Origin of the sequence: Rhizobium sp. BG4 (assembly GCF_016864575.1) — a bacterium.
In the GTDB taxonomy this organism is placed as follows: domain Bacteria; phylum Pseudomonadota; class Alphaproteobacteria; order Rhizobiales; family Rhizobiaceae; genus Rhizobium.
The window spans coordinates 2,817,393-2,839,249 of record NZ_CP044125.1 but is presented as its reverse complement, the minus strand read 5'-3'; the positions used below and the strand labels follow the sequence as shown (position 1 = coordinate 2,839,249).

Below are 21,857 nucleotides of genomic sequence, written 5' to 3'. Positions count from 1 at the left end.
AAACAGCTGCCGGTCACCGGCCGCCGCCATTCAATAAGTCCAAACAAATGAAAGCAAGCAATTCTCATGCCGCCCACCCCGCCCGCAACGGCGGGACGGACAGCCAATCATCGATGGCAGCATTGCCCGCAAAAGCGGCATTTGCCGCTCAGACGGTCAGATGGCGGCGGGCCTCCGGCGTATCCAGCGTCTCGGCGAGCCCTTCATGGACAATCTCGCCGCGGTCCATGATGTAGACGTAATCGGCAAGCTCACGGCAGAAATCGAGATACTGCTCGACCAGCAGGATCGCCATGCCGGTGGAATCGCGCAGATAACGGATCGCCCGGCCGATATCCTTGATGATCGACGGCTGGATGCCCTCGGTCGGCTCGTCGAGCACCAGGATCTTCGGCCGCGTTACCATCGCCCGGCCGATCGCCAGCTGCTGCTGCTGCCCGCCGGAAAGATCGCCGCCGCGACGTGACAGCATCGACTTCAGCACCGGGAAGAGACTGAAGATGTCATCGGGGATGTTACGGTCGCGGCGGCCAAGCGGAGCAAAGCCGGTCTCCAGATTTTCCTTCACCGTCAGCAGCGGAAAGATCTCGCGCCCCTGCGGCACATAGCCGATGCCCTGCTTGGCCCGCGCAAAGGGCGGCAGGCCGTTGAGCTTCGTCTCGTTGAAGGTGACGCTGCCCGCAGACAGCGGATGCTGGCCGGTGACGGCGCGCAGCAGTGAACTCTTGCCGACGCCGTTGCGGCCAAGCACGCAGGTGATCTTGCCCATCTCGGCCTTGATCGAGATGCCGCGTAGCGCCTGGGCGGCGCCGTAGTGGAGGTTTGCGTTTTCGACTGTCAGCATGATGCCGTCTCCTGGCGAAGTGCGGATGCAAAGACCCCTCCCCAACCCCTCCCCACAAGGGGAGGGACTGACACGGCGCAGCCGCCTCAGAACATATCACCCCATTGAAGATCGGGAGAGCTTGGCAAGGAGAGGCCGCCTTGGTTAAGCCCCTCCCCCTTGTGGGGAGGGGTTGGGGAGGGGTTTTGGCCGTCGAAGACAATTCGCTCATCCCTCACCGCCCCAGATAATTCTCGATCACCTTCGGATCGGAACTGACGAAATCGATCGACCCCTCGGCAAGCACCGATCCCTCGGCCAGGCACGTCACCTTGACCCCGAGATCGCGGATGAAGCCCATGTCATGCTCGACGACGACCACCGAGCGGGTCTTGGCGATTTCCTTGAGCAGGATCGCGGTCTCCGCCGTTTCGGCATCGGTCATCCCGGCGACCGGCTCGTCGACGAGCAGCAGCTTCGGCTCCTGGGCGAGCAGCATGCCGATCTCCAGCCACTGCTTCTGCCCATGCGAGAGATTGGCGGCGAGCTCGTCGCGACGATGCGTCAGACGAACGGTCTCGAGGATTTCCTCGATGCGTGCCTTGTCTTCTGCCGACAACCGGTAGAACAACGTCGAGAACACGCCGCGGCGGCGGTTCAGCGCCAGTTCCAGATTGTCCCAGACCGTGTGGCTTTCGAAGACCGTCGGCTTCTGGAACTTGCGGCCGATGCCGAGCTGGGCGATGTCGGCCTCGTCGAGCTTCGTCAGGTCGGTCTGGCCGTTGAAGAAGACGGCGCCCTCGTCGGGCCGCGTCTTGCCGGTGATGATATCCATCATCGTCGTCTTGCCGGCGCCGTTCGGGCCGATGATGGCGCGAAGCTCACCGGGTTCGATGACGATCGACAGCGAATTCAGCGCCTTGAAGCCATCGAAGGACACCGACACGCCGTCGAGATAGAGCACGCTGTTGGGTTTGACGTCGGGGATCATCGGCGCTCACTCCGCTGGCTGGATTTTCGCATCGACGCCATCCTCGAGCGAGGGAGGCGTCGCTTCCGTCCGCGGCTTCTTGCGGCCGAAATACTGGGCGATGGTGCCGACGATACCCTTCGGCAGGAACAGCGTGACGAGAACGAAGAGACCGCCGAGCGCAAAGAGCCAGAACTCGGGGAAGAGGCCGGTGAAGATCGTCTTGCCGCCGTTGACGAGGATCGCGCCAAGGATCGGGCCGATCAGCGTCGCCCGGCCGCCGACGGCCGTCCAGATGACCACTTCGATCGAGTTGGCGGGCGCGAATTCGCCAGGATTGATGATGCCGACCTGCGGCACGTAGAGCGCGCCGGCAATGCCCGCCATCATCGCCGAGACGACGAAGGTGAAGAGCTTGAAATGCTCGACGCGGTAGCCGAGGAAGCGCGTGCGGCTTTCCGCATCGCGCACGCCGACCAGCACCTTGCCGAACTTGGAGCGCACGATCGCCGAGGAGATCATCAGCGACAGCGCCAGGAAGATCGCGGTGGCGGCAAACAGGCTGGCGCGCGTGCCGTCGGCCTGGACGTTGAAGCCGAGGATTTCCTTGAAGTCGGTCATGCCGTTATTGCCGCCGAAACCCATGTCGTTGCGGAAGAAGGCCAGCAGCAGGGCGTAGGTCATCGCCTGGGTGATGATCGAGAGATAGACGCCGTTGACGCGGGAGCGGAAGGCGAACCAGCCGAAGATGAAGGCGAGCAGGCCGGGCACGACGACAACCATCAGCGCCGCGAACCAGAAATGATTGAAGCCGTACCAGAACCAGGGCAGTTCCTTCCAGTTCAGGAACACCATGAAATCGGGCAGAACAGGGTCGCCATAGACACCGCGCGAGCCGATCTGGCGCATCAGGTACATGCCCATCGCATAGCCGCCGAGCGCGAAGAAAGCGCCGTGGCCGAGCGAGAGAATGCCGCAGAAGCCCCAGACGAGATCGAGCGCCAGCGCCAGCAGCGCATAGGTGAGATACTTGCCGAACAGCGCCATGATGTAGGTCGGGATGTGCAGCGGGTTCTCGGGGTCGGTCATCAGGTTGAGAACCGGAACGAGGACGGCGACCATGAGCAGGATGGCGATGGCAATGGAGATCTTGCGATCGAGAGACCGGATAAGGAAGGCCGTAATCATGCTTCCACCGCCCTTCCTTTGAGTGCGAAGAGCCCGCGGGGACGCTTCTGGATGAAGAGGATGATGAGGACGAGCACCAGGATCTTGCCGAGCACGGCGCCGGCGAAGGGTTCCAGGAACTTGTTGACGACGCCGAGCGACAGAGCGCCGACCAGCGTGCCCCAGAGATTGCCGACGCCGCCGAAGACCACGACCATGAAGCTGTCGATGATGTAGCTCTGGCCGAGGTTCGGCGAGACGTTGTCGATCTGGCTGAGTGCGACGCCCGCCATGCCGGCAATGCCGGAGCCGAGCGCGAAGGTGAAGGCATCGACCCAGCCGGTGCGGATCCCCATCGATGAGGCCATACGGCGGTTCTGGGTGACGGCGCGCATCTGCAGACCGAAGGCGGAGCGTTTGAGCAACATCAGCAGCGTCACGAACACCGCCATCGAGAAGACGATGATCCAGAGGCGGTTCCAGGTAATCGACAGGCCGCCGAGCTCGAAAGCGCCCGACATCCAGCTCGGATTGCGCACCTCGCGGTTGGTCGGGCCGAAGATCGTGCGCACCGCCTGCTGCAGGATCAGCGACACGCCCCAGGTGGCCAGCAGCGTTTCCAGCGGCCGGCCGTAGAGATAGCGGATCACGAGACGCTCGATGATCAGGCCGACGAAGCCGGTAAAGACGAAGGCGGCGGGCACGGCGAAGGCCAGCGAGTAATTGGCCATCTCGGGAAGTTGGCGGTGATATATTCCTGCACGACATAGGTCGTGTAGGCGCCGATCATCACCATCTCGCCATGCGCCATGTTGATGACGCCCATGACGCCGAAGGTGATGGCAAGGCCAATGGCCGCCAGCAGCAGCACGGAACCGAGCGACAGCCCGTACCAGACGTTCTGTACCACGTCCCAGACCGCCAGATTGCGCTTGATGCCGTCGATATCCGACTGGATGGCGGGCTTCAGATCATCCGGCGCCGTTTCCATCGCCGTCGTCAGGATGGTCAGCGCATTGCGGTCGCCGCGGGCGGCGATCGTGTCGATGGCGGCCTTCTTGTCCTCGGCGCTGACGTCGCTTTTCAGCATCATCACGGCGCGGGCGGCTTCCATCGTGTTCTTGACCTCGGCATCCTTCTCGCCCGCAAGCGCGGAGTTCAGGAGCTCGAGATTGGAGGGATCTGCATCGCGCAGCAGGCCTTGGGCGGCTGCAAGCCGCGCGGAACGATCCGGGCTCAACAGCGTCAGCGTGCTCATGGCGCTGGCGATCGCGCCGCGCAGCGAATTGTTGATCTTCACCTTGGACATGTAATCGGCGTCGATACCCTCGGCGACCTCGCCGGTGAGAGGATCGGCATAGGTCGGCTCGTCCTCGGTGCCGCCCTGGAGCAGCACCGGGCCGCCCTCTTCGGAATTCACATAAAGCTGGCCGTCGCTGAGCTGCTGCAGGATCTGGCCGACATGCGGATCCTTGGAGGCAACGAGCGCCTTGATGGCCTCGGCGCGCTGATCGAAATCGCCTTCGCCGAGCGCGTTGACGAGGGCATGAATGTCTTCCTGGGCCTTCAGCGGCGATGCAAGCATCGGAGCCGCGAGGCAGAGGGTAAGAAGGATAAGCTTGAGGGCGCGATACATCGGCTTTCTCGCCTGGACTATCGTTGGCCTTTTGGGCAGCAACCGTTTGGGACGGAGCTTCCGCCCGGAGATGGGATCCGGACGGAAGTCATCAGGCAGGTATCGGATCGGCTAACTCAAGACCCCTTGCCGCCGCACTTGCCGGTCGCAACGTTGAAGTTGCCGCAGTTCATCGGCTTGCGCCAATCGGAGATCAGGTCCTTGGAGTCAGGCAGGTAGTCGGACCATTCGTCACCGACGACGGCAGGCGTCTGCTGCACGATTTCAAACTGGCCGTCGGCCTGGATTTCGCCGATCAGGACAGGCTTGGTGATGTGGTGGTTCGGCATTACGGTCGCCGTGCCGCCGGAGAGGTTCGGAACGGAGACGCCGATGATGGTGTCGAGAACCTTGTCGGTATCGGTCGTGCCGGCGGCCTGAACGGCCTTAACCCAGGCGTTGAAGCCGATATAGGCAGCTTCCATCGGGTCATTGGTCACGCGCTTGTCGTTCTTCGTGAAGGCGTGCCATTCCTTGATGAACTTCTTGTTGGCCGGGCTTTCGACCGACTCGAAGTAGTTCCAGGCAGCGAGGTGGCCGACGAGCGGCTTGGTGTCGAGACCGGCAAGCTCTTCTTCGCCGACCGAGAAAGCGACGACGGGGATATCGGTTGCCTTGACGCCCTGGTTGCCGAGTTCCTTGTAGAAGGGAACGTTGGCGTCACCATTGATCGTCGAGACGACGGCGGTCTTCTTGCCGGCCGCGCCGAATTCCTTGATCTTGGAGACTTCCGTCTGCCAGTCGGAGAAGCCGAACGGCGTGTAGTTGACGATGATGTCTTCCTTCGGAATGCCCTTCGAGATCAGGTAGGCTTCCAGGATCTTGTTGGTGGTGCGCGGATAGACGTAGTCGGTGCCTTCGAGAACGAAGCGCTTCACGCCTTCCTTCTCCATCAGGTAGTCGACCGCCGGGATCGCCTGCTGGTTCGGAGCGGCGCCCGTGTAGAAGATGTTGCGCGAGGATTCTTCACCCTCGTACTGGACCGGGTAGAACAGGATCGAGTTCAGCTCTTCGAAAACAGGCAGAACCGACTTGCGCGACGAGGAGGTCCAGCAACCGAAGACGGCCGCGACCTTGTCCTTTTCGATCAGCTCGCGTGCCTTTTCGGCAAACAGCGGCCAGTCGGAAGCCGGGTCGACGACGACGGCTTCGAGCTTCTTGCCGAGAAGACCGCCCTTCTTGTTCTGCTCGTCGATGAGCATCAGCATGGCGTCCTTGAGCGTCGTCTCGGAGATGGCCATGGTGCCGGAGAGCGAGTGCAGAACGCCGACCTTGATCGTGTCGTCGGCAGCAACTGCCCCGTGGAATGCGGCCGTGGCCGACATGACGGCGCCGAGAACGGCACCTGAAACGTATGATCGCAGATTCATCTTGTGATCCCCTCTTCTTGTTCGACAACAGGCCGGAAGGCAAAAATTAACTGTTGCTTAGGGAACTATCCGGTGCTGCACTGCGAAAACACATACGTAATATGACGTAGGCACTGGGGCTAAATCTGCACGCGATTGCTGCGCTGCACTCTTAAGCGCTCCGGCCATCCATGTTACGGAAGTGTGACAAGGGAACGAAGGGACCGGCAGAGCAGCATGGCAGCGCGGCAACGCATCATTCCGGTCAGGCGCGAGTATAACCGCTGGGTCGCGAACCAGACGCTCGAGGACTATGCGCTGCGTTTCACCGCCAAGAGCGCGCGGCAATTCTCCTCGCAGCGCATCTCGCAGACGGCGATCGGCGCCATCTCCTTCCTGGCGCTGGAGGCGATCGGCGGGGCGATCACCCTTTCCTACGGCACGACCAACGCCTTCTTCGCCATCATCGTCGCCTCGATCGCCATGCTGATGATCGGCCTGCCCATCAGCCGATACGCGATCCGCCACGGCGTCGATATCGATCTTCTCACCCGCGGCGCCAGCTTCGGCTATATCGGCTCGACCATCACCTCGCTGATCTATGCCAGCTTCACCTTCATGCTGTTTGCGATCGAGGCCTCGATCATGTCCGGCGCGCTGGAGCTGACGCTCGGCATTCCGCTCTGGATCGGCTACATCATCAGCGCCGTGATGGTGATCCCGCTGGTCACGCACGGCGTCAAGCTGATCAGCCGCTTCCAGCTGCTGACCCAGCCCTTCTGGATCGTGCTGAACATCCTGCCTTTCATCTTCATCGCCTTTCTCGACTGGGAGAAATTCGATGTCTGGCGCGCTTTTGCCGGCATCCGCCATGCCTCGGGACCGCCAGGCACGGTCGCCGATTTCAACCTCGTGGAATTCGGCGCCGCCTCCGCCGTCATCCTGGCGCTGATGTCGCAGATCGGCGAACAGGCCGACTTCCTGCGCTTCCTGCCGCCGGATGGGCAGCGCAAGTGGCGCCACCGCCTCGCCGTCTTCCTCGCCGGTCCCGGCTGGGTGATCATCGGCGCGCCGAAGCTGCTGGCCGGTTCCTTCCTCGTCGTGCTGACCTTCACCGCGGGCGTGCCCGTCGACCGCGCCGCCGATCCGGCGCAGATGTATCTCACCGCTTTCGGCTACATGATCCCTTGGCACAATGCCGCCCTGCTCTTGATGGCCGCCTTCGTCGTCGTTTCGCAGCTGAAGATCAACGTCATGAACGCCTATGCGGGCTCGCTCGCTTGGTCGAACTTCTTCTCGCGCCTGACCCACAGCCATCCCGGCCGCGTCATCTGGCTGATCTTCAACGTGGCGATCGCGCTGCTCCTGATGGAGCTCGGCATCTACCGGCTGCTGGAAGAAACGCTCGGTATCTTCTCGATCATCGCCATGGCCTGGCTCTGCACCATCTCCGCCGATCTCTTCATCAACAAGCCGCTTGGCCTCGCCCCTCCCGGTATCGAGTTCAAGCGCGCCCATCTCTATGACATCAACCCGGTCGGCCTCGGTGCCATGACGCTCTCGGCCGGCATTTCGCTGATCGCCCATTTCGGCGCCTTCGGCCCGATCGCCGCCTCGCTCGCGCCCTATATCACCCTCGTCATAGCGCTGACCGCCTCGCCGCTGATCGCCTGGGCGACCAAGGGCAAGTTCTACCTCGCCCGCAAGCCGCGCCATAGCTGGAAGAACCTGACAAGCATCACCTGCTCGGTCTGCGAACACCCGTTCGAGCCCGAGGACATGGCCTGGTGCCCGGCCTATGCCGCGCCGATCTGCTCGCTCTGCTGCTCGCTCGACAGCCGCTGCCACGACATGTGCAAGCCGAAGGCGCGGCTGAACGCCCAGGTCGGCACCGTCGCCAAGGCCGTGCTGCCGGAAACCGTGGTGCAGAAATTGACGACCCGCCTGGGACGCTACGGCATCGCCGTCGTGCTGGCGCTGACCGCCGTCGGCGCGATCCTGGCGATGATCGCCCATCAGGTGGCCTCCGCCTCGCCGGAGACGGCCGAAGTGGTCAACCGCACCATCCTGATCGTCTTCTTCGTCTTCGCCGTCATCGCCGGCGTCGTCTGCTGGTTCTATGTGCTCGCCCATGACAGCCGTGTCGTCGCCGAGGAGGAATCCTCGCGCCAGAACACGCTGCTCCTGAAGGAAATCGCCGCGCACAAGAAGACCGACGCCGCGCTGCAGAACGCCAAGGAAACCGCCGAGGCCGCCAACCGCGCCAAGAGCCGCTATGTCGTCGGTCTCAGCCACGAGCTGCGCACGCCGCTCAATGCCGTGCTCGGCTATGCCCAGATTCTCGAGCGCGACGAGACGATCCCGCCGCCGCGCCAATCCTCGATCAAGGTCATTCGCCGCTCGGCCGAGCATCTCTCCGGCCTGATCGACGGGCTGCTGGATATCTCCAAGATCGAGGCCGGGCGCCTGCAGGTCTATTCCAACGAGATCAACATCCAGGATTTCCTCGACCAGATCGTCGACATGTTCCGCCCGCAGGCGCAGGCCAAGGGCCTCGCCTTCATTCACGACCGCACGCCGTCGCTGCCGCAATTCGTGCGCACCGACGAGAAGCGCCTGCGCCAGATCCTCGTCAACCTGCTCTCGAACGCCATCAAGTTCACCGACGCGGGCAGCGTCACCTTCGATGTCGGCTATCGCAGCCAGGTCGCGACCTTCACCGTTTCAGATACCGGCCGCGGCATCGCCGAGAAGGATCTGAGCCGCATCTACGAACCCTTCCAGCGCGGCGAGGCTGACAGCATCCGCCCCATGCCGGGCCTTGGCCTGGGGCTCACCATCACCCGGCTTCTGACCAATACGCTCGGCGGCGAAATCCTGGTGACGAGCGAGAAAGACCAGGGCTCGACCTTCCGCGTCCGCCTGATGCTCTCAGCCGTCATGCGCGAGATGACCGCGCCGCCGCAGGAGAAGAAGATCGTCAGCTACGACGGCCCGCGCCGCACCATCGTCGTCGTCGACGACAACGAGGACCACCGCGAGATGATGCGTGAAATCCTGGCGCCGCTCGATTTCGTCGTGCTGACGGCAGCCAGCGGCACCGATTGCCTGACGCTGATCGAGGGCATTCAGCCCGATCTCTTCCTGGTCGATATCTCGATGCCCGGCATGAGCGGCTGGCAGCTTGCCTCGCGCCTGCGCGAAAACGGCCAGACCTCGCCTATCGTCATGCTGTCCGCCAACATCGGCGATGCCGCAGCGACAGCCGAAAGCGATGACAGCCATAATGACGCGATCGGCAAGCCCGTCGACATCAGGCAACTGCGCGACAAGCTGGCCCTGCATCTCGGCCTGAAATGGATCTACGCGGACACGGCGGCAGCGCCCGCCTCACCGCCGAAACCACCGCTCGTCAGCCCCGGCATCGCCCATGTCGAGGAACTGATGCGGCTCTGCGAAATCGGCTACATCAGAGGTATCGAAGCCAAGCTCAACGACCTTGCCAAGGATGAGGCAAATCAGCCATTTACCGAGGAACTTCGCGCCTATGTGGCGGCGTTCGATCTCGACGGCTGCATGACCTTCCTGCACCGGTTCAACGAAAAGGTGGAAACCATTGGCTGATCAGGCCCACCCCCGCGATATCGTGCTGCTGGTCGACGACTCGCCCGAGGCGCTCGGCTTCCTCACCGATGCGCTGGAGCAATCCGGTTTCTCCGTGCTGATCGCCACCTCCGGCTCGGCCGCACTCAATATCGTCGAGCGCATCACGCCGGATCTCATCCTGCTCGATGCCGTCATGCCATCGATGGATGGCTTCGAGACCTGCCGCAAGCTGAAAGAGAACGCCGCCGTCAGCCAGGTGCCGGTGATCTTCATGACCGGCCTGACGGAAACAGAGCATGTGGTCCACGCGCTGGAATCCGGCGGCGTCGACTATCTGACGAAGCCGATCAATATCGACGAGCTGCGCGCCCGTATCCGCGTCCATCTGCGCAACGCCCGCTCGACGCAAAGCGCCCGCGTCGCGCTCGACGCAGCCGGCCGTCATCTGCTGGCGGTGAAGGGCGACGGCACGGTTCACTGGTCGACGCCCCAGGCAACCCGCCTCGTCAACGCCGCCATGGGCAGCGACGATGCGCTCGCAACCGTCACGGCCCATATCGCCGCCTGGATGAAGGACCGCATGGCGACCAGCCGCGACGCCGCCTTCTCGATTACTCACGCCGGCCAACCCGTCCTCCAGCTCGCCTTCCTCGGCACCATCGGCCCTGACGAATACCTCTTCCGCCTGACGGCCATCAGCCAGCGCAGCGACGACGCGGTGCTGCGCCAGCATTTCTCGCTGACGCAGCGGGAATCGGAAGTGCTGCTGTGGATCGCCAAGGGCAAGGCCAACCGTGACATCGGCGAGATCCTGGGGCTATCGGCGCGGACGGTGAACAAGCATCTGGAGCAGATCTATGTGAAGCTCGGCGTGGAAAACCGGGCGTCGGCCGCGGTGAAGGCAGCGCATGTGTTGCATGAGGGGTAGGCGCGCGTTGGGCTTGGCTTGACCCGCGAGCTTCCAGCAAGTTTGCCCCCCTCTGCCCTGCCGGGCATCTCCCCACAGGTGGGGAGATTGGCTGGGCGCACCCGCTCGCCTTGCCATCCAGAAATCGAAGCTGAGAGCACATTGGTTCAATGAATGCGATGCGCACGCCACGAGTCATCTCCCCACCTGTGGGGGAGATGCCCGGCAGGGCAGAGGGGGGCATACTTGCTCGGAGCCCGAAAGCAGACTTGCTCAACCCTCAGCCAACCAACCCTCAAACTACCCGATCCGCCGGCTCCCGACCCTCGAAGAACGCGGTGACATTATCCACCACCTTCATCCCCATCGCCGTCCGCGTCTCCTCCGTCGCGCTGCCGAGATGCGGCAGGATCACGACGTTTTCCATCGCCTTCAGCTTCTCCGGCACCTGCGGCTCCGCCTCGTAGACATCGAGCCCTGCCCCACGGATCACGCCGGTCTGCAGCGCCGCAATCAGCGCCGTCTCGTCGACGACATCGCCGCGCGCCGTGTTGATCAGGAACGCCCCCTTCTTCATCGCCGCAAAGCGCGCCGCATTCATCAGGTGCCGGTTTTCGGCCCCACCCGGGCAATGCAGCGAGACGAAATCGGCGGCGCCGAGCACGTCCTCGACGGTCGCAAGCTGACGGGCGCCGTAGCGGGCGGCTTCGGCTTCATCGACCTTCGAGCGATTGTAGAAGACGACATCCATGCCGAAGCCGAAATGGCAGCGCTGGGCGAAGGCCTTGCCGATGCGGCCGAAGCCGATGATGCCGACGGTCTTGCCCGAGACCTTGGTGCCGATCATATGCGTCGGGCACCAGCCCTTCCATTCGTCGGCACGGATCTGGCGCTCGCCCTCTCCGCCGCGCCGCGCGACGGCAAGCAGCAGCAACATGGCGATATCGGCGGTGCAGTCCGTCAGCACGCCCGGCGTATTCGTCACGGCAATGCCCTTCGCCTTGGCGGCGGCGACGTCGATGTGATTGTAGCCGACGCCGAAATTGCCGAGAATTTTTGCGCGCGGACTGCCCTCGAAGACGGCGGCCGGCAGCTTGTCGGAGACGGTCGGCAGCACCGCGTCGTAATCGGCGAGCGCCTGGCGCAGCTGATCGGCGGTCATCGGCACGTCGGCTTCGTTGAGGGTCACGTCGAAATGCTCGGCAAGAGCGGCTTCGGCGGCGGCAGGCCAGCGGCGGGTGACGAGAATGCGCGGTCGGGACATCGAAATTTCCGTTTCTGAATTCTGGCAGGGCGTGAAAGCTAGCCCATCGCATCAGGATTGAAAACGTCACTCCGGCGCAGAACCGTCGCCAAAAACAAAGAAGCCCGGTCGAAACCGGGCTTCCTCTAAACGGTCGGAACCGTGCAAGCGATGCTTACTTCGCGGCCTGCGGGAAGTAGCTGTACTTGCCGTCCGGGCCCTTCTTCCATTCGTACATGATGTAGCCCGGGAGCTTCGGGTCGCCCTTTTCATCGAAGGACATGTCGCCGAGAACGGTCGGGAACGGACCCTTTTCCTTCATGGCCTTGGCAACGGCTTCCGGATCGTTAGAACCAGCGGCCTTTGCAGCGCCTGCGATCGACTGCATCGCAGCGTAGGAATAGAGGGTGTAAGCTTCCGGGTTGAAGCCGGCAGCCTTGAACTTCTCAACGAGGTCCTTGTTGGCCGGGTTCAGCGTCGGATCCGGGCCGAAGGTGTTCAGCGTGCCTTCGACAGCGTCGCCAGCGATCGAAGCCAGTTCGTTCGAAACGATACCGTCACCCGATACGAGCGTTGCCTTCAGGCCCTGGTCCTTTGCCTGGCGGATGATGAGACCAGCTTCGGTGTGCAGACCACCCCAATAGATGATCGAAACGCCGGCTTCCTTCATCTTGGCGATGAGGGCCGAGAAGTCCTTGTCGCCGACGTTGATGCCTTCGTAGACGGCTTCGGTGATACCAGCGGCATTCATGGCCTTCTTGGTTTCGTCAGCGAGACCCTGGCCGTAAGGCGTCTTGTCGTGAACGACAGCGATCTTGGCGTCCTTGAAGTGGTCGGCAAGATACTTGCCGGCAATCGCGCCCTGCTGGTCGTCACGGCCGCAAGTACGGAACGTGTTCCAGAGACCACGCTCGGTGAACTGCGGGTTGGTCGCAGCCGGGGTGATTTCGAGGATGCCGTTTTCAGCGTAGACTTCAGAAGCCGGGATGGAGACGCCCGAGTTGAAGTGACCGACGACAAACTTGACGCCGTCAGCAACGAACTTGTTGGCGACCGAGATGCCCTGCTTCGGGTCGGAGACGTCGTCGCCGAGCTCGACCTTGATCTGCTCGCCGTTGATGCCGCCAGCAGCGTTGATGTCAGCAGCTGCCTGTTCGGCACCCTTCTGAAGCTGTGCACCGAACGCAGCGTTCGGGCCGGTCAGCGGACCACCAACACCAACCAGCAGGTCAGCGCGAGCGGCGTTGCTGAAAGCAACCATAGCCGTCAGAGCCACTGCCGACAGAAGATACTTCTTCATGTTTTTACTCCCAATTTTTGGGCGGGTTCCGGTCCTAGACCCAGCGCATTACCCACCATCGTTTGCGCCGGGGAAAGCTGTTCCTCTCTGGGGGCATGAACCGGCTGCTTTCAAGCTTTGCCGGCCTGGGCCATGCCCTTCGATTTTTTATCAGTGGCGGATTTCCGTTTGCTTCCGGGCACCGCCGCTGAGGCAATTCATGCCTAGTTTCAACGGGCTGTCAATGTTTGTTCTTCCACGAAAACGCGGAAGTTTTTTCGTACAGCCAGTAATAGTTGTTGACCATCTGATTGGTGCGGCGGAAGCGGAAGCCGGCCGTCGAGAAGACGAGCAGCAGCACGAAATCGATGATGTAGTAGAAGCCGCTCAGCATCGGGCCGTTGAACAGCGCGTGATGCAGGAACTGCATCACCCAGGCGAGCAGGAAGGTATAGGCGATCACCAGCGGGTAATCGCTCCAGCCCTCGGCTGCGGCCTTGCCGGCGCGCCATGCAGTCCAGAAACCGATGAGCATGACCAGCGCGCGGATGACGGTTCTGACGCCCATGTCCGGTTCGAAGAAAAGTCCCTGCATATCAAAGTCTCCCTTCTGCCCGGATCAATGCCGTCCGCCTTCGAGATAGGCGGCACGGACTTCGGGATTGGCGAGAAGTTCCTTGCCGGAACCGCTCATCGTCACCTTGCCGTTCACCATCACATAGGCGCGATGCGAAAGCTTGAGGGCAGCAAATGCGTTCTGCTCGACGAGGAAGACTGTCAGGCCTTCGGTTTCGTTGAGCTTCTTGATCGCCTCGAAGATGCCCTTGACGATCAGCGGCGCAAGGCCGAGCGACGGCTCGTCGAGAAGCAGCAGCTTCGGACGCGCCATCAGCGCGCGGCCGATCGACAGCATCTGCTGTTCGCCGCCCGAAAGCGTGCCGCCGCGCTGCGTCTGGCGTTCCTTGAGCCGCGGGAACATCACGAAGATCTTTTCGAGGTCTTCGTGGAAGTATTTGAGGTTATCGAGGCCGGCGCCCATCTGCAGATTTTCCAGCACGGTCATGCGCGGGAAAATACGGCGTCCTTCCGGAGACTGGGCGATGCGCAGACGCGCGATTTCGTGCGTTGGCATCTTGGTGATGTCGCGGCCGTCGAAGGTGATCGAGCCGGTGCGCGCCTGCGGGCTGCCGCAGATCGTCATCATCAGCGTCGACTTGCCGGCGCCGTTGGCGCCGATCAGGCTGACGATCTCACCCTTGTTGACTTCGACATCGATGCCGGCGAGAGCGCGGATATTACCGTAATAGGTCTCGACGCCCTGAACCTTGAGAAGCTGTTCCCCGGCCATCAGTGTGCGCCCCCTTCTACGGTCGCGATGACCTCTTCAACTTCTTCGTCTTCGACACCGAGATAGGCCGCGATGACCTTCGGGTCGTTCTTCACGTGTTCGGGCGTACCGTCGGAGATCTTCTGGCCATATTCGAGAACGACGACGTGGTCGGAAATTTCCATGACCACCGACATGTCGTGCTCGATGAGCAGGATCGAGGTTCCGGTATCCGCGCGGATGCCGCGCAGCAGCTCGTTGAGTGCCAGCGATTCGCGCGGGTTGAGACCGGCGGCCGGCTCGTCGAGGCAGAGCAGTTCCGGACCGGTGCACATGGCGCGCGCGATCTCCAGGCGGCGCTGGGCGCCGTAGGGCAGATCGCCGGCCGGGTCGTCGGCGCGATCGATCAGATCGGCCTTTTCCAGCCAGTAGCGGGCAAGCTCGATGGAGGCTGCCGCTTCCTTCTTGTAGCCGCCGATGCCGAGCAGGCCGAGGATCGTGTAACCCGAGGCCTTCATCAGCTTGTTATGCTGGGCGACGAGCAGGTTTTCCAGGACCGTCAGACCCGAGAACAGGCGAATGTTCTGGAAGGTACGGGCGACCTTGGCTTCCTTGGTGATGCGGAAGTCAGGCAGGCGCTCGAGCAGATACTGCTTTCCGCCCTTCTGGTTCATGGTGATCATGCCCATCGTCGGCTTGTAGAAGCCGGTGATGCAGTTGAACACGGTGGTCTTGCCTGCGCCGTTCGGGCCGATCAGCGCAGTGATATCGCCGCGCTTGGCTTCGAAGGAGAGATCGTTGATGGCCATCAGGCCGCCGAACTTCATCGACAGGTGCTCAACCTTGAGCAAGGTATCGTTGGACATCGTTTCTACAGGGCTCATCAGCCGTGGCCCTCCTTGGTGAAGCTTCCGGATACCGCCTTGCGCTCCTTGAGGAAGGCGGTCAGCTCACGCGAGCCGACGAAACCGCGCGGCTTGAACAGCATGACCACGACCATGGCCAGGCCGAAGAGCAGCATGCGGTAGAGTTCCGGCGTGAAATCGGGGCCGAAGACGACCTTCAGGAAGTCCATTTCGCGCAGCACTTCCGTGCCGCCGACCATAACGACGGCCGCAATCGCGATACCGGTCAGCGAACCCATGCCGCCGAGAACGACGATGGCAAGGATGACGGCCGATTCCAGGAAGACGAAGGATTCAGGCGAGACGAAGCCCTGACGCGCTGCGAAGAACGAGCCGGCGAAACCGCCGAACATCGCGCCCGTCGCAAAGGCGGTGAGCTTGGTCGTGACCGTGTTGATACCGAGCGAACGGCAGGCGATTTCGTCTTCGCGCAGAGCTTCCCAGGCGCGGCCGATCGGCATGCGGCGAAGCCGGATGGTGACGTAGGCCGTGATCAGGCAGAGCGCCAGGATCAGATAGAACAGGAAGATCTTGTAGTAAGCCGACGACATCGGCAGGCCGAACAGCTTGGCAAAGCCGCCGGCGGACGCGTCGAACGGAATGCCGAACAGCGTTGCCTTCGGAATGCCTGAGATGCCGAACGTACCCTTGGTCAAATCGGTCCAGTTGATGAGCACGAGACGGATGATTTCACCGAAGGCCAGCGTCACGATGGCGAGGTAGTCGCCGCGCAGACGCAGAACCGGGAAGCCGAGGATGATGCCCCAGAGAGCGGCGAAGATGCCCGACAGCGGCAGCAGCACCCAGAAGGACATGCCGAAATAGCTGGAGAGCAGTGCGTAGGAATAGGCGCCGACAGCATAGAAGGCGACATAGCCGAGGTCGAGAAGACCGGCGAGACCGACGACGATGTTCAGACCCCAGGCGAGCATCACGTAGATGAGGATCTGGATACCGAAGTTGTCGACCCACTTCAGCGAGCCCTGGGCACCGACCAGCGCATAGATCACGACCGGATAGAGCAACAGCGCCACCAGAGCGATCTTCAGGAAATGCGTGTGGAAAAAGCCCTTGTCCGTCGAGATATCGAGCTCGCCGTGCTTTGCCTTGGCGAGCTTGCGGCGGTTGATGTTCGGCTGGATGAAAACGACCATGACGAAGCGGCCGATGGCGGCGATTGCGACGAAGATCGCAAGCAGGCCCCAGCGCTGGACGATGATCAGTTCGTTGTTGATGTTCTGCTGCGTGCCGAGACCGACATAGAGAACGAACAGGCCGAGCGAGACGAGACCGGTGAAGAAAGCTTCACGGATACCCTTCTGGACAAGCCCGGCCTCGGGCTTGCCTGCGGAAGTTTCGATGTTTGCCATGACGTTTATACCTTCTCGACTTCCGGCCGTCCGAGAATACCGGTCGGCTTGAAGATCAGGACGAAAGCCAGGATCGCGAAGGTCGCGACGTCCTTGTAGGCGATGGTGAAATATGCGGACCAGAGCGACTCGATGAGGCCGATCAGCAGACCACCGAAGACTGCACCCGGCAGCGAGCCGATACCGCCGAGAACGGCAGCCGTGAACGCCTTGACGCCAGGGGTGAAGCCATCCGTGAAGGACGCGACGCCGTAATACATCAGGTACATCGTACCGGCGACGGCAGCGAGCGCGGCGCCCATGATGAAGGTGATGGAGATCGTCTGGTCGACATTGACGCCGAGAAGCGCCGCCATCTTGCGGTCCTGCTCGGTGGCGCGCTGGGCGCGGCCGAGCGCCGTGCGGTTCACGAGGTACCAGAAGGCAGCCAGGAGAACGACGGTGATGACGATGATGATGATCTGCTTCAGCGAGACCGAGATGCCGCCGATATTATAGACCGAACTTACCAGCGGCGGGATCGGCTTGTTGCGCGGGCCCTGCGTCACCTGGATGAAGTTGGAAAGCGTGATCGACATGCCGATTGCGGTGATCAGCGGCGCCAGGCGGAACGAACCGCGCAGCGGACGGTATGCAACTCGCTCGATCGTCCAATTCCACAAACTCGTCATCAGCATCGCAACAACAAGCATCGCCAGCAGAAGAACTGCTACCGGAAGACCTGCAAAGATGGATGTGAGAACGAGAAAGACGATAAGAGCAGCGAAACCACCGAGCATGAAGACATCGCCATGGGCGAAATTGATCATGCCGACAATGCCGTAAACCATCGTATAGCCAATAGCGACGAGACCATAGATGGATCCAAGAGTCAGCCCATTGAAGAGCTGCTGGATAAAGTACTCCATATGTCATTTCCCCTGGATGCGAACCAACATGGCTGCATCTCTTTTTGGTTAGGGCTCCGCTTTTAAATCGGAACCTCGTAGCCGCATGCATAGCGCTTTCAGGGAAAATGTGAAGACAAAAAGGCTTTACTGAGTCAGATTCTTGCTCAACTGCGCTTAAATGGCGCGATACAAATCAAATTCCACACGAAAAAGGCATTATATGACAAAAATTTAGCCAAACCGCGCCTGTGGATTAACCATTGCGGCAATTCGGTGGCAGCCATCATTTCGGATTTGCGAATGCTATTCCACAAGACTGGAATTCGAAGCAAATTCTGACCGGCTAAAACACGAGCCGGTGAAAACTATTCCAGGCCACCGCCTTTGGCTGCGACGAGCAGGAAAAATGCAAAACTCTGGCCTCGTCCCTATATTTGCGGCTATAGTTGCCGCTTCGCCGGGTTCGCTTCCCGGCCCCAAACCGCAAGAGCCGATGCTATCGACATTCGAAAATGCAGCCCTGGAAGCAGGACGGAAGATCATCGAGATATTCCGCGCCGGATGCACAGTCTCGACCAAGGCCGATGCCACGCCGGTGACACTCGCCGATCATGAAGCCGAGATCATCATCCTGGCGCATCTGAGCCGCGACTTCCCCGACATTCCTGTCATCGCCGAGGAATCGGTGGCCGCGGGACATGTGCCTGACATCGCCGGCCGACCCTTCTTCCTTGTCGATCCGCTCGATGGCACGCGCGAGTTCGTCGACAAGCGCAAGGAATTCACGGTCAATATCGCCTATATCGAAAACGGCGTTCCGCTGGCGGGCATCGTCTACGCCCCTGCCCTCGGCGTCGCCTTCGTCGGCGAATCGGGCAGCGCCGAGAAACTGCATGTCGGCGACGACTTCACCGTTGACCGCCGCGAGAAGATCGCCGTGCGCGACGAGCCGGAACACCGCCTGGCGCTCGCCAGCCGCTGCCACAACAGCCCGGCTACCGACAGCTTCCTGAAGAAGCACGCCATTTCCGAATGCACCAATATCGGTTCGTCGCTGAAATTCTGCCTGCTCGCCGAGGGCAAGGCCGATGTCTACCCGCGCTTTACCCGCACGATGGAATGGGACACGGCCGCGGGCGACGCCGTGCTCAGGGCCGCGGGCGGCACGACGCTGACGCTGGACGGCCAGCCGCTCGGCTACGGCAAGCCCGGCGATCCGGATTTCGTCAATCCGGATTTCATCTCTTGGGGCAGCCGCAAGCGGGCGCTGCAGCGCGCATAAGCAAGGCGGAAATGGCTTGGAGATCAGCGGGAAGCGAGCCTTGCCCTCCCCGCGCATCTGAGCGGACATAAGATCAGCGGCACCGCTATGGAGGCCGCATGCATGTCCGACATGACAGTCAATCTCGCCCTTCCCTATATCCTGCCGTCGCAGGCCCAGAAGCACGTCACCCATAACGAAGCGCTGCAGCTGATCGATGCCGTCACCCAGCTGACGATATCAGCCGAAGCGTCAGCCGCGCCGGAAGACCCGGCCGAAGGCGCCTGCTATCTCATTGGGTCGGGAGCAACAGGCGCCTGGTCCGGTAAGGACGGCCGTCTCGCCTTCCGGCAGGACGGCGCCTGGATCTACATTCTGCCGCGCGATGGCTGGCGGGCCTATTTCGCCGCCGTATCGAGGCTCCGCATCTTCGCCGCCGGCGTCTGGAGCGATCTGGTACCGCCACCGCCGGCCAGCCTGCCGCTTCTCGGCCTGAACGCCAGCGCCGACGCACAGAACCGGCTGGCCGTCGCCTCCCCCGCCAGCCTCTTCAATCACGAGGGCCACGGCCACCAGCTGAAGGTCAACAAGGCATCCGCCGCCGAAACGGCCTCGTTGCTCTTCCAGTCCAACTGGTCGGGCCGCGCCGAGATGGGGCTTGCCGGAAATGATGAATTCGCAATCAAGGTCAGCGGTGACGGGGCTGCCTGGGAAACGGCGCTGGCGATCGCCGCAGGCGGCATCGTCAAGACCCCTGCCCGCCCGGTCGCCCGCGGCGCACTGGCGGCGGCGACCACGACGCCCGGCAACAACACCCGCACCGGCTTCAACGCGCTGCATGTGCAGCAGGGCGGTTTCTCGCTCGGCGCAGCCGTCCCCTCCGGCAGCGGCAACCGCCTGACGGTCCCGGCCTCGGGTCTCTATCTGCTGATTCTGTCGGTGAGCACCGTGACGAGCTCGGCTTATGGCGCGCGGCTGGAAGCCAATGGCAGCACCGCGCTTGCGGCGATCGCCGGCGTGGCGACCACCGTCGCATCAAGACAGACGGCCTTCGGCCTCGCCCAGCTTACCGCCGGCGACTGGCTGTCGATCCTGCATACGGGAACGGCGCAATATAAGTTCGGCGCCGGAGAAACGGAGATCAGTGCGATCCTGCTCTAAGGATCAGAGCAGGCGGTAGCGGAGCGCACGGGCGACGGCCTGCATGCGATTGACCGAATCGAGCTTGCGCATCGCGCTCTTCAGATAGCCGACGACGGTGTGCGACGAGAGATCGAGAATGATGGCAATCTCGTCGCTGCTTTTTCCAGCCGCCGACCAGCGCAGACATTCGATTTCTCGACGCGTCAGCGTTTCAGCCGGCCCTTCTTCACCGCGATTGGCAATGCTGAACCGGTCGAGCGCCTGCATCGCCGCGAAGAAAAGCGCCATCTGCTCTTCATATTCGAGCGCAGCGCGCGTTCCGGAGAATGCAAAGATGTACTGTTTTAGATCAGCGTCATGCAGCGAAAAGCCGAAAGTTGCCTGCAGGCCATGCATCTGGAAGACCGCGTTCAACCGGCGGTTTTCAATATTTGCAGCCGCGCCGCCAAAAGTTCCCGCATTGCAATAGACCGGGATGATCGTGTGCTTCAGCGCGTTAACCAGCTCGCTGCAGTAAAACATGTCGGCCTCCTCATAGAGGTTGACGAGCGTCTGCGGCCAGTTGCTGGCAATGCGGTTTTCGACAAAGGAGGTGGCGTCGCCGCGTGGGAAGGATGCAATAAGGAAGAAATCGAAGCCCGCTTCCTTGGTCATGCGCTCAAGGCTGCGCTTGAACTCGATCTTGAGATCGCCTTGGCGGGCGGTGGTAGAAAGCGAAAAAGCGTTATCGTCTGCGCAGTTACGCACCGCGCGCTCACGTCTCGTCATCTCTTATGTCCTCAACCGCGCGCGCCTGCCCAGCTCTCGCACCGGCAGGCCATCCACGGCGCCGGAAACAGGAAAAGAAAGCCGCGAAGCCCCGCGTCGGTGTGACGGGAGCTGCAAACACTATTCTTTGACTGATACTGCGAGAAGAACGGAGACGATGTCTTGCGCTCATTCTTAATGTTGCAGCGCTTATAAATCTTCCCGCGAAATATAGATATTATTTATTACGCATGGGAGCCATGCAGCCGGCTCAAATTGACGTAACGGAAGTTCGTCCCGGGGTGGGTAGCTCCGGCACTTAAAGTTGTTATCAAAGTCTTACGATCAGTTTAGGCAATTTTTAAATGTGACGGGCTAGAGTGCCATCTGTGGTCTTGAGTTGTGTAGAGAGTCCCAATGACCGAAATGATACGACCCCGAGTAAAATATGTCATCGGCCCCGATGGCAGCCCGCTTACGATTGCGGATCTTCCCCCGCCGAATACCCGGCGCTGGGTGATCCGTCGCAAGGCTGAGGTTGTCGCGGCAGTTCGCGGTGGCCTGTTGAGCTTGGAAGAAGCGTGCGAGCGTTACACGCTCACCGTTGAAGAATTCCTGTCCTGGCAGTCGTCGATCAGCAGCCACGGCCTTGCCGGCCTGCGCACGACGCGTATCCAGCAGTACCGCCACTAATCGCCGCAAGGCAACGACATTACTTCGGGCCGGACGCATTCTCGCTCAGAGAATGAAGAAGGCCCGAAATTATTGTCGACGCGGCGTAGCACCAGAGGCCGGGCTGGGTGAAAGCATCCGCAAGCCCCGTCGTCTTTGCCGCCGCAATCACGACCGCCACCAATAAAACGTCCATCATTGACCACTTGGACAGGTGAGGTACGGCGTGACGATAAAACCAGCTGCCGGTTCCGCCGCCGGCCGCTGTCGCCTCAACGGCGAGACTGACAATCTTGCAGACCGGCAGAATGATCGACACGAGAACGACGATCGCCGCAAGCAATGCATCGCCGCCGCTCCACAGCGAAGCGATGATCCCGATCAGCGACGGCGTCTCGTCGAAAAAGTAAAGCGTCTCGAAGCGGATCAGCGGCAGCACCAGCCCAAGCGCCAGAAAGAACGGCGCCGCAACCAGAAGCACCGGCTTTATCCACGCCAATCTCGCCATCAATCCCTCTCCCCC

17 protein-coding genes and 2 pseudogenes are annotated in these 21,857 nt (G+C 61.7%); 5 read left to right on the top strand and 14 right to left on the bottom strand.

Annotated features, from left to right (window positions below; translation table 11 throughout):
- Window positions 1-148: 148 nt before the first annotated feature.
- The 5 genes and pseudogenes from urtE to urtA form a co-directional block, all read right to left on the bottom strand.
- On the bottom strand, window positions 149-844 hold the full coding sequence (urtE, locus tag F2982_RS14220) for an urea ABC transporter ATP-binding subunit UrtE (protein WP_203428189.1): 696 nt from the start codon (window positions 842-844) through the stop codon (window positions 149-151).
- A 214-nt stretch (window positions 845-1,058) separates the two neighbouring features.
- Complete coding sequence (gene urtD / locus F2982_RS14215; RefSeq protein ID WP_203428188.1) at window positions 1,059-1,814, bottom strand: urea ABC transporter ATP-binding protein UrtD; 756 nt, start codon at window positions 1,812-1,814, stop codon at window positions 1,059-1,061.
- Between the two features lie 102 nt (window positions 1,815-1,916).
- A pseudogene (urtC, locus tag F2982_RS14210) lies at window positions 1,917-2,981 on the bottom strand (urea ABC transporter permease subunit UrtC); the annotation flags it as partial.
- Window positions 2,978-4,596: pseudogene (gene urtB, locus F2982_RS14205) on the bottom strand (urea ABC transporter permease subunit UrtB). The pseudogenes urtB and urtC, both read right to left, overlap by 4 nt.
- 116 nt (window positions 4,597-4,712) lie before the next feature.
- Window positions 4,713-6,005 (bottom strand): urea ABC transporter substrate-binding protein, encoded by a 1,293-nt coding sequence (gene urtA, locus F2982_RS14200; RefSeq protein ID WP_112711422.1) that lies wholly within the window; start codon window positions 6,003-6,005, stop codon window positions 4,713-4,715.
- Window positions 6,006-6,221: 216 nt separating this feature from the next.
- Here urtA and F2982_RS14195 point away from each other — a divergent pair, with 216 nt between their 5' ends.
- Window positions 6,222-9,608, top strand: a complete 3,387-nt coding sequence (locus tag F2982_RS14195; RefSeq protein ID WP_203428186.1) for an ATP-binding protein — start codon at window positions 6,222-6,224, stop codon at window positions 9,606-9,608.
- Window positions 9,601-10,518 (top strand): response regulator transcription factor, encoded by a 918-nt coding sequence (locus F2982_RS14190; RefSeq protein WP_203428185.1) that lies wholly within the window; start codon window positions 9,601-9,603, stop codon window positions 10,516-10,518. The genes F2982_RS14195 and F2982_RS14190 overlap by 8 nt, the downstream gene beginning before the upstream one ends.
- A 274-nt stretch (window positions 10,519-10,792) precedes the next feature.
- Here the strand turns inward: F2982_RS14190 and F2982_RS14185 are convergent, their stop codons facing one another.
- The 7 genes from F2982_RS14185 to F2982_RS14155 form a co-directional block, all read right to left on the bottom strand.
- Window positions 10,793-11,761 carry a D-glycerate dehydrogenase gene (locus F2982_RS14185; protein WP_203428184.1) on the bottom strand — a complete coding sequence of 323 codons (969 nt, stop codon included), beginning with the start codon at window positions 11,759-11,761 and terminating at the stop codon, window positions 10,793-10,795.
- Between the two features lie 154 nt (window positions 11,762-11,915).
- Window positions 11,916-13,040, bottom strand: coding sequence for a branched-chain amino acid ABC transporter substrate-binding protein (locus tag F2982_RS14180; RefSeq protein ID WP_112711427.1), 1,125 nt, complete (start codon window positions 13,038-13,040; stop codon window positions 11,916-11,918).
- A gap of 220 nt (window positions 13,041-13,260) precedes the next feature.
- Window positions 13,261-13,614 (bottom strand): DUF6867 family protein, encoded by a 354-nt coding sequence (locus F2982_RS14175; protein WP_112711428.1) that lies wholly within the window; start codon window positions 13,612-13,614, stop codon window positions 13,261-13,263.
- Between the two features lie 24 nt (window positions 13,615-13,638).
- Window positions 13,639-14,367, bottom strand: a complete 729-nt coding sequence (locus F2982_RS14170) for an ABC transporter ATP-binding protein (RefSeq protein ID WP_075856526.1) — start codon at window positions 14,365-14,367, stop codon at window positions 13,639-13,641.
- Window positions 14,367-15,230: an ABC transporter ATP-binding protein gene (locus tag F2982_RS14165; protein ID WP_112711429.1), complete on the bottom strand. Its 864-nt coding sequence runs from the start codon at window positions 15,228-15,230 to the stop codon at window positions 14,367-14,369. Before F2982_RS14165 ends, F2982_RS14170 begins: the two co-directional genes overlap by 1 nt.
- On the bottom strand, window positions 15,230-16,621 hold the full coding sequence (gene livM, locus F2982_RS14160) for a high-affinity branched-chain amino acid ABC transporter permease LivM (RefSeq protein ID WP_203428183.1): 1,392 nt from the start codon (window positions 16,619-16,621) through the stop codon (window positions 15,230-15,232). The genes F2982_RS14165 and livM overlap by 1 nt, the downstream gene beginning before the upstream one ends.
- A gap of 5 nt (window positions 16,622-16,626) precedes the next feature.
- Window positions 16,627-17,529 (bottom strand): branched-chain amino acid ABC transporter permease LivH, encoded by a 903-nt coding sequence (locus tag F2982_RS14155; RefSeq protein ID WP_075856523.1) that lies wholly within the window; start codon window positions 17,527-17,529, stop codon window positions 16,627-16,629.
- A gap of 475 nt (window positions 17,530-18,004) precedes the next feature.
- Here F2982_RS14155 and cysQ point away from each other — a divergent pair, with 475 nt between their 5' ends.
- A complete protein-coding gene (gene cysQ, locus F2982_RS14150) occupies window positions 18,005-18,793 on the top strand; it encodes a 3'(2'),5'-bisphosphate nucleotidase CysQ (protein WP_203428182.1) in 789 nt (262 codons plus the stop codon).
- Between the two features lie 102 nt (window positions 18,794-18,895).
- Window positions 18,896-19,933: a DUF2793 domain-containing protein gene (locus F2982_RS14145; protein WP_203428181.1), complete on the top strand. Its 1,038-nt coding sequence runs from the start codon at window positions 18,896-18,898 to the stop codon at window positions 19,931-19,933.
- Between the two features lie 3 nt (window positions 19,934-19,936).
- On the opposite strand, the gene F2982_RS14140 is transcribed toward F2982_RS14145, so the two are convergent.
- Complete coding sequence (locus tag F2982_RS14140) at window positions 19,937-20,683, bottom strand: LuxR C-terminal-related transcriptional regulator (protein ID WP_130283983.1); 747 nt, start codon at window positions 20,681-20,683, stop codon at window positions 19,937-19,939.
- A gap of 396 nt (window positions 20,684-21,079) precedes the next feature.
- Here F2982_RS14140 and F2982_RS14135 point away from each other — a divergent pair, with 396 nt between their 5' ends.
- Entirely contained in the window at window positions 21,080-21,355 is a 276-nt protein-coding gene (locus tag F2982_RS14135; protein WP_034476390.1) for a DUF1153 domain-containing protein, read from the top strand.
- Window positions 21,356-21,374: 19 nt separating this feature from the next.
- Here F2982_RS14135 and F2982_RS14130 read toward each other — a convergent pair whose 3' ends face one another.
- Window positions 21,375-21,842: a paraquat-inducible protein A gene (locus tag F2982_RS14130; protein WP_112711434.1), complete on the bottom strand. Its 468-nt coding sequence runs from the start codon at window positions 21,840-21,842 to the stop codon at window positions 21,375-21,377.
- Window positions 21,843-21,857 lie beyond the last annotated feature (15 nt).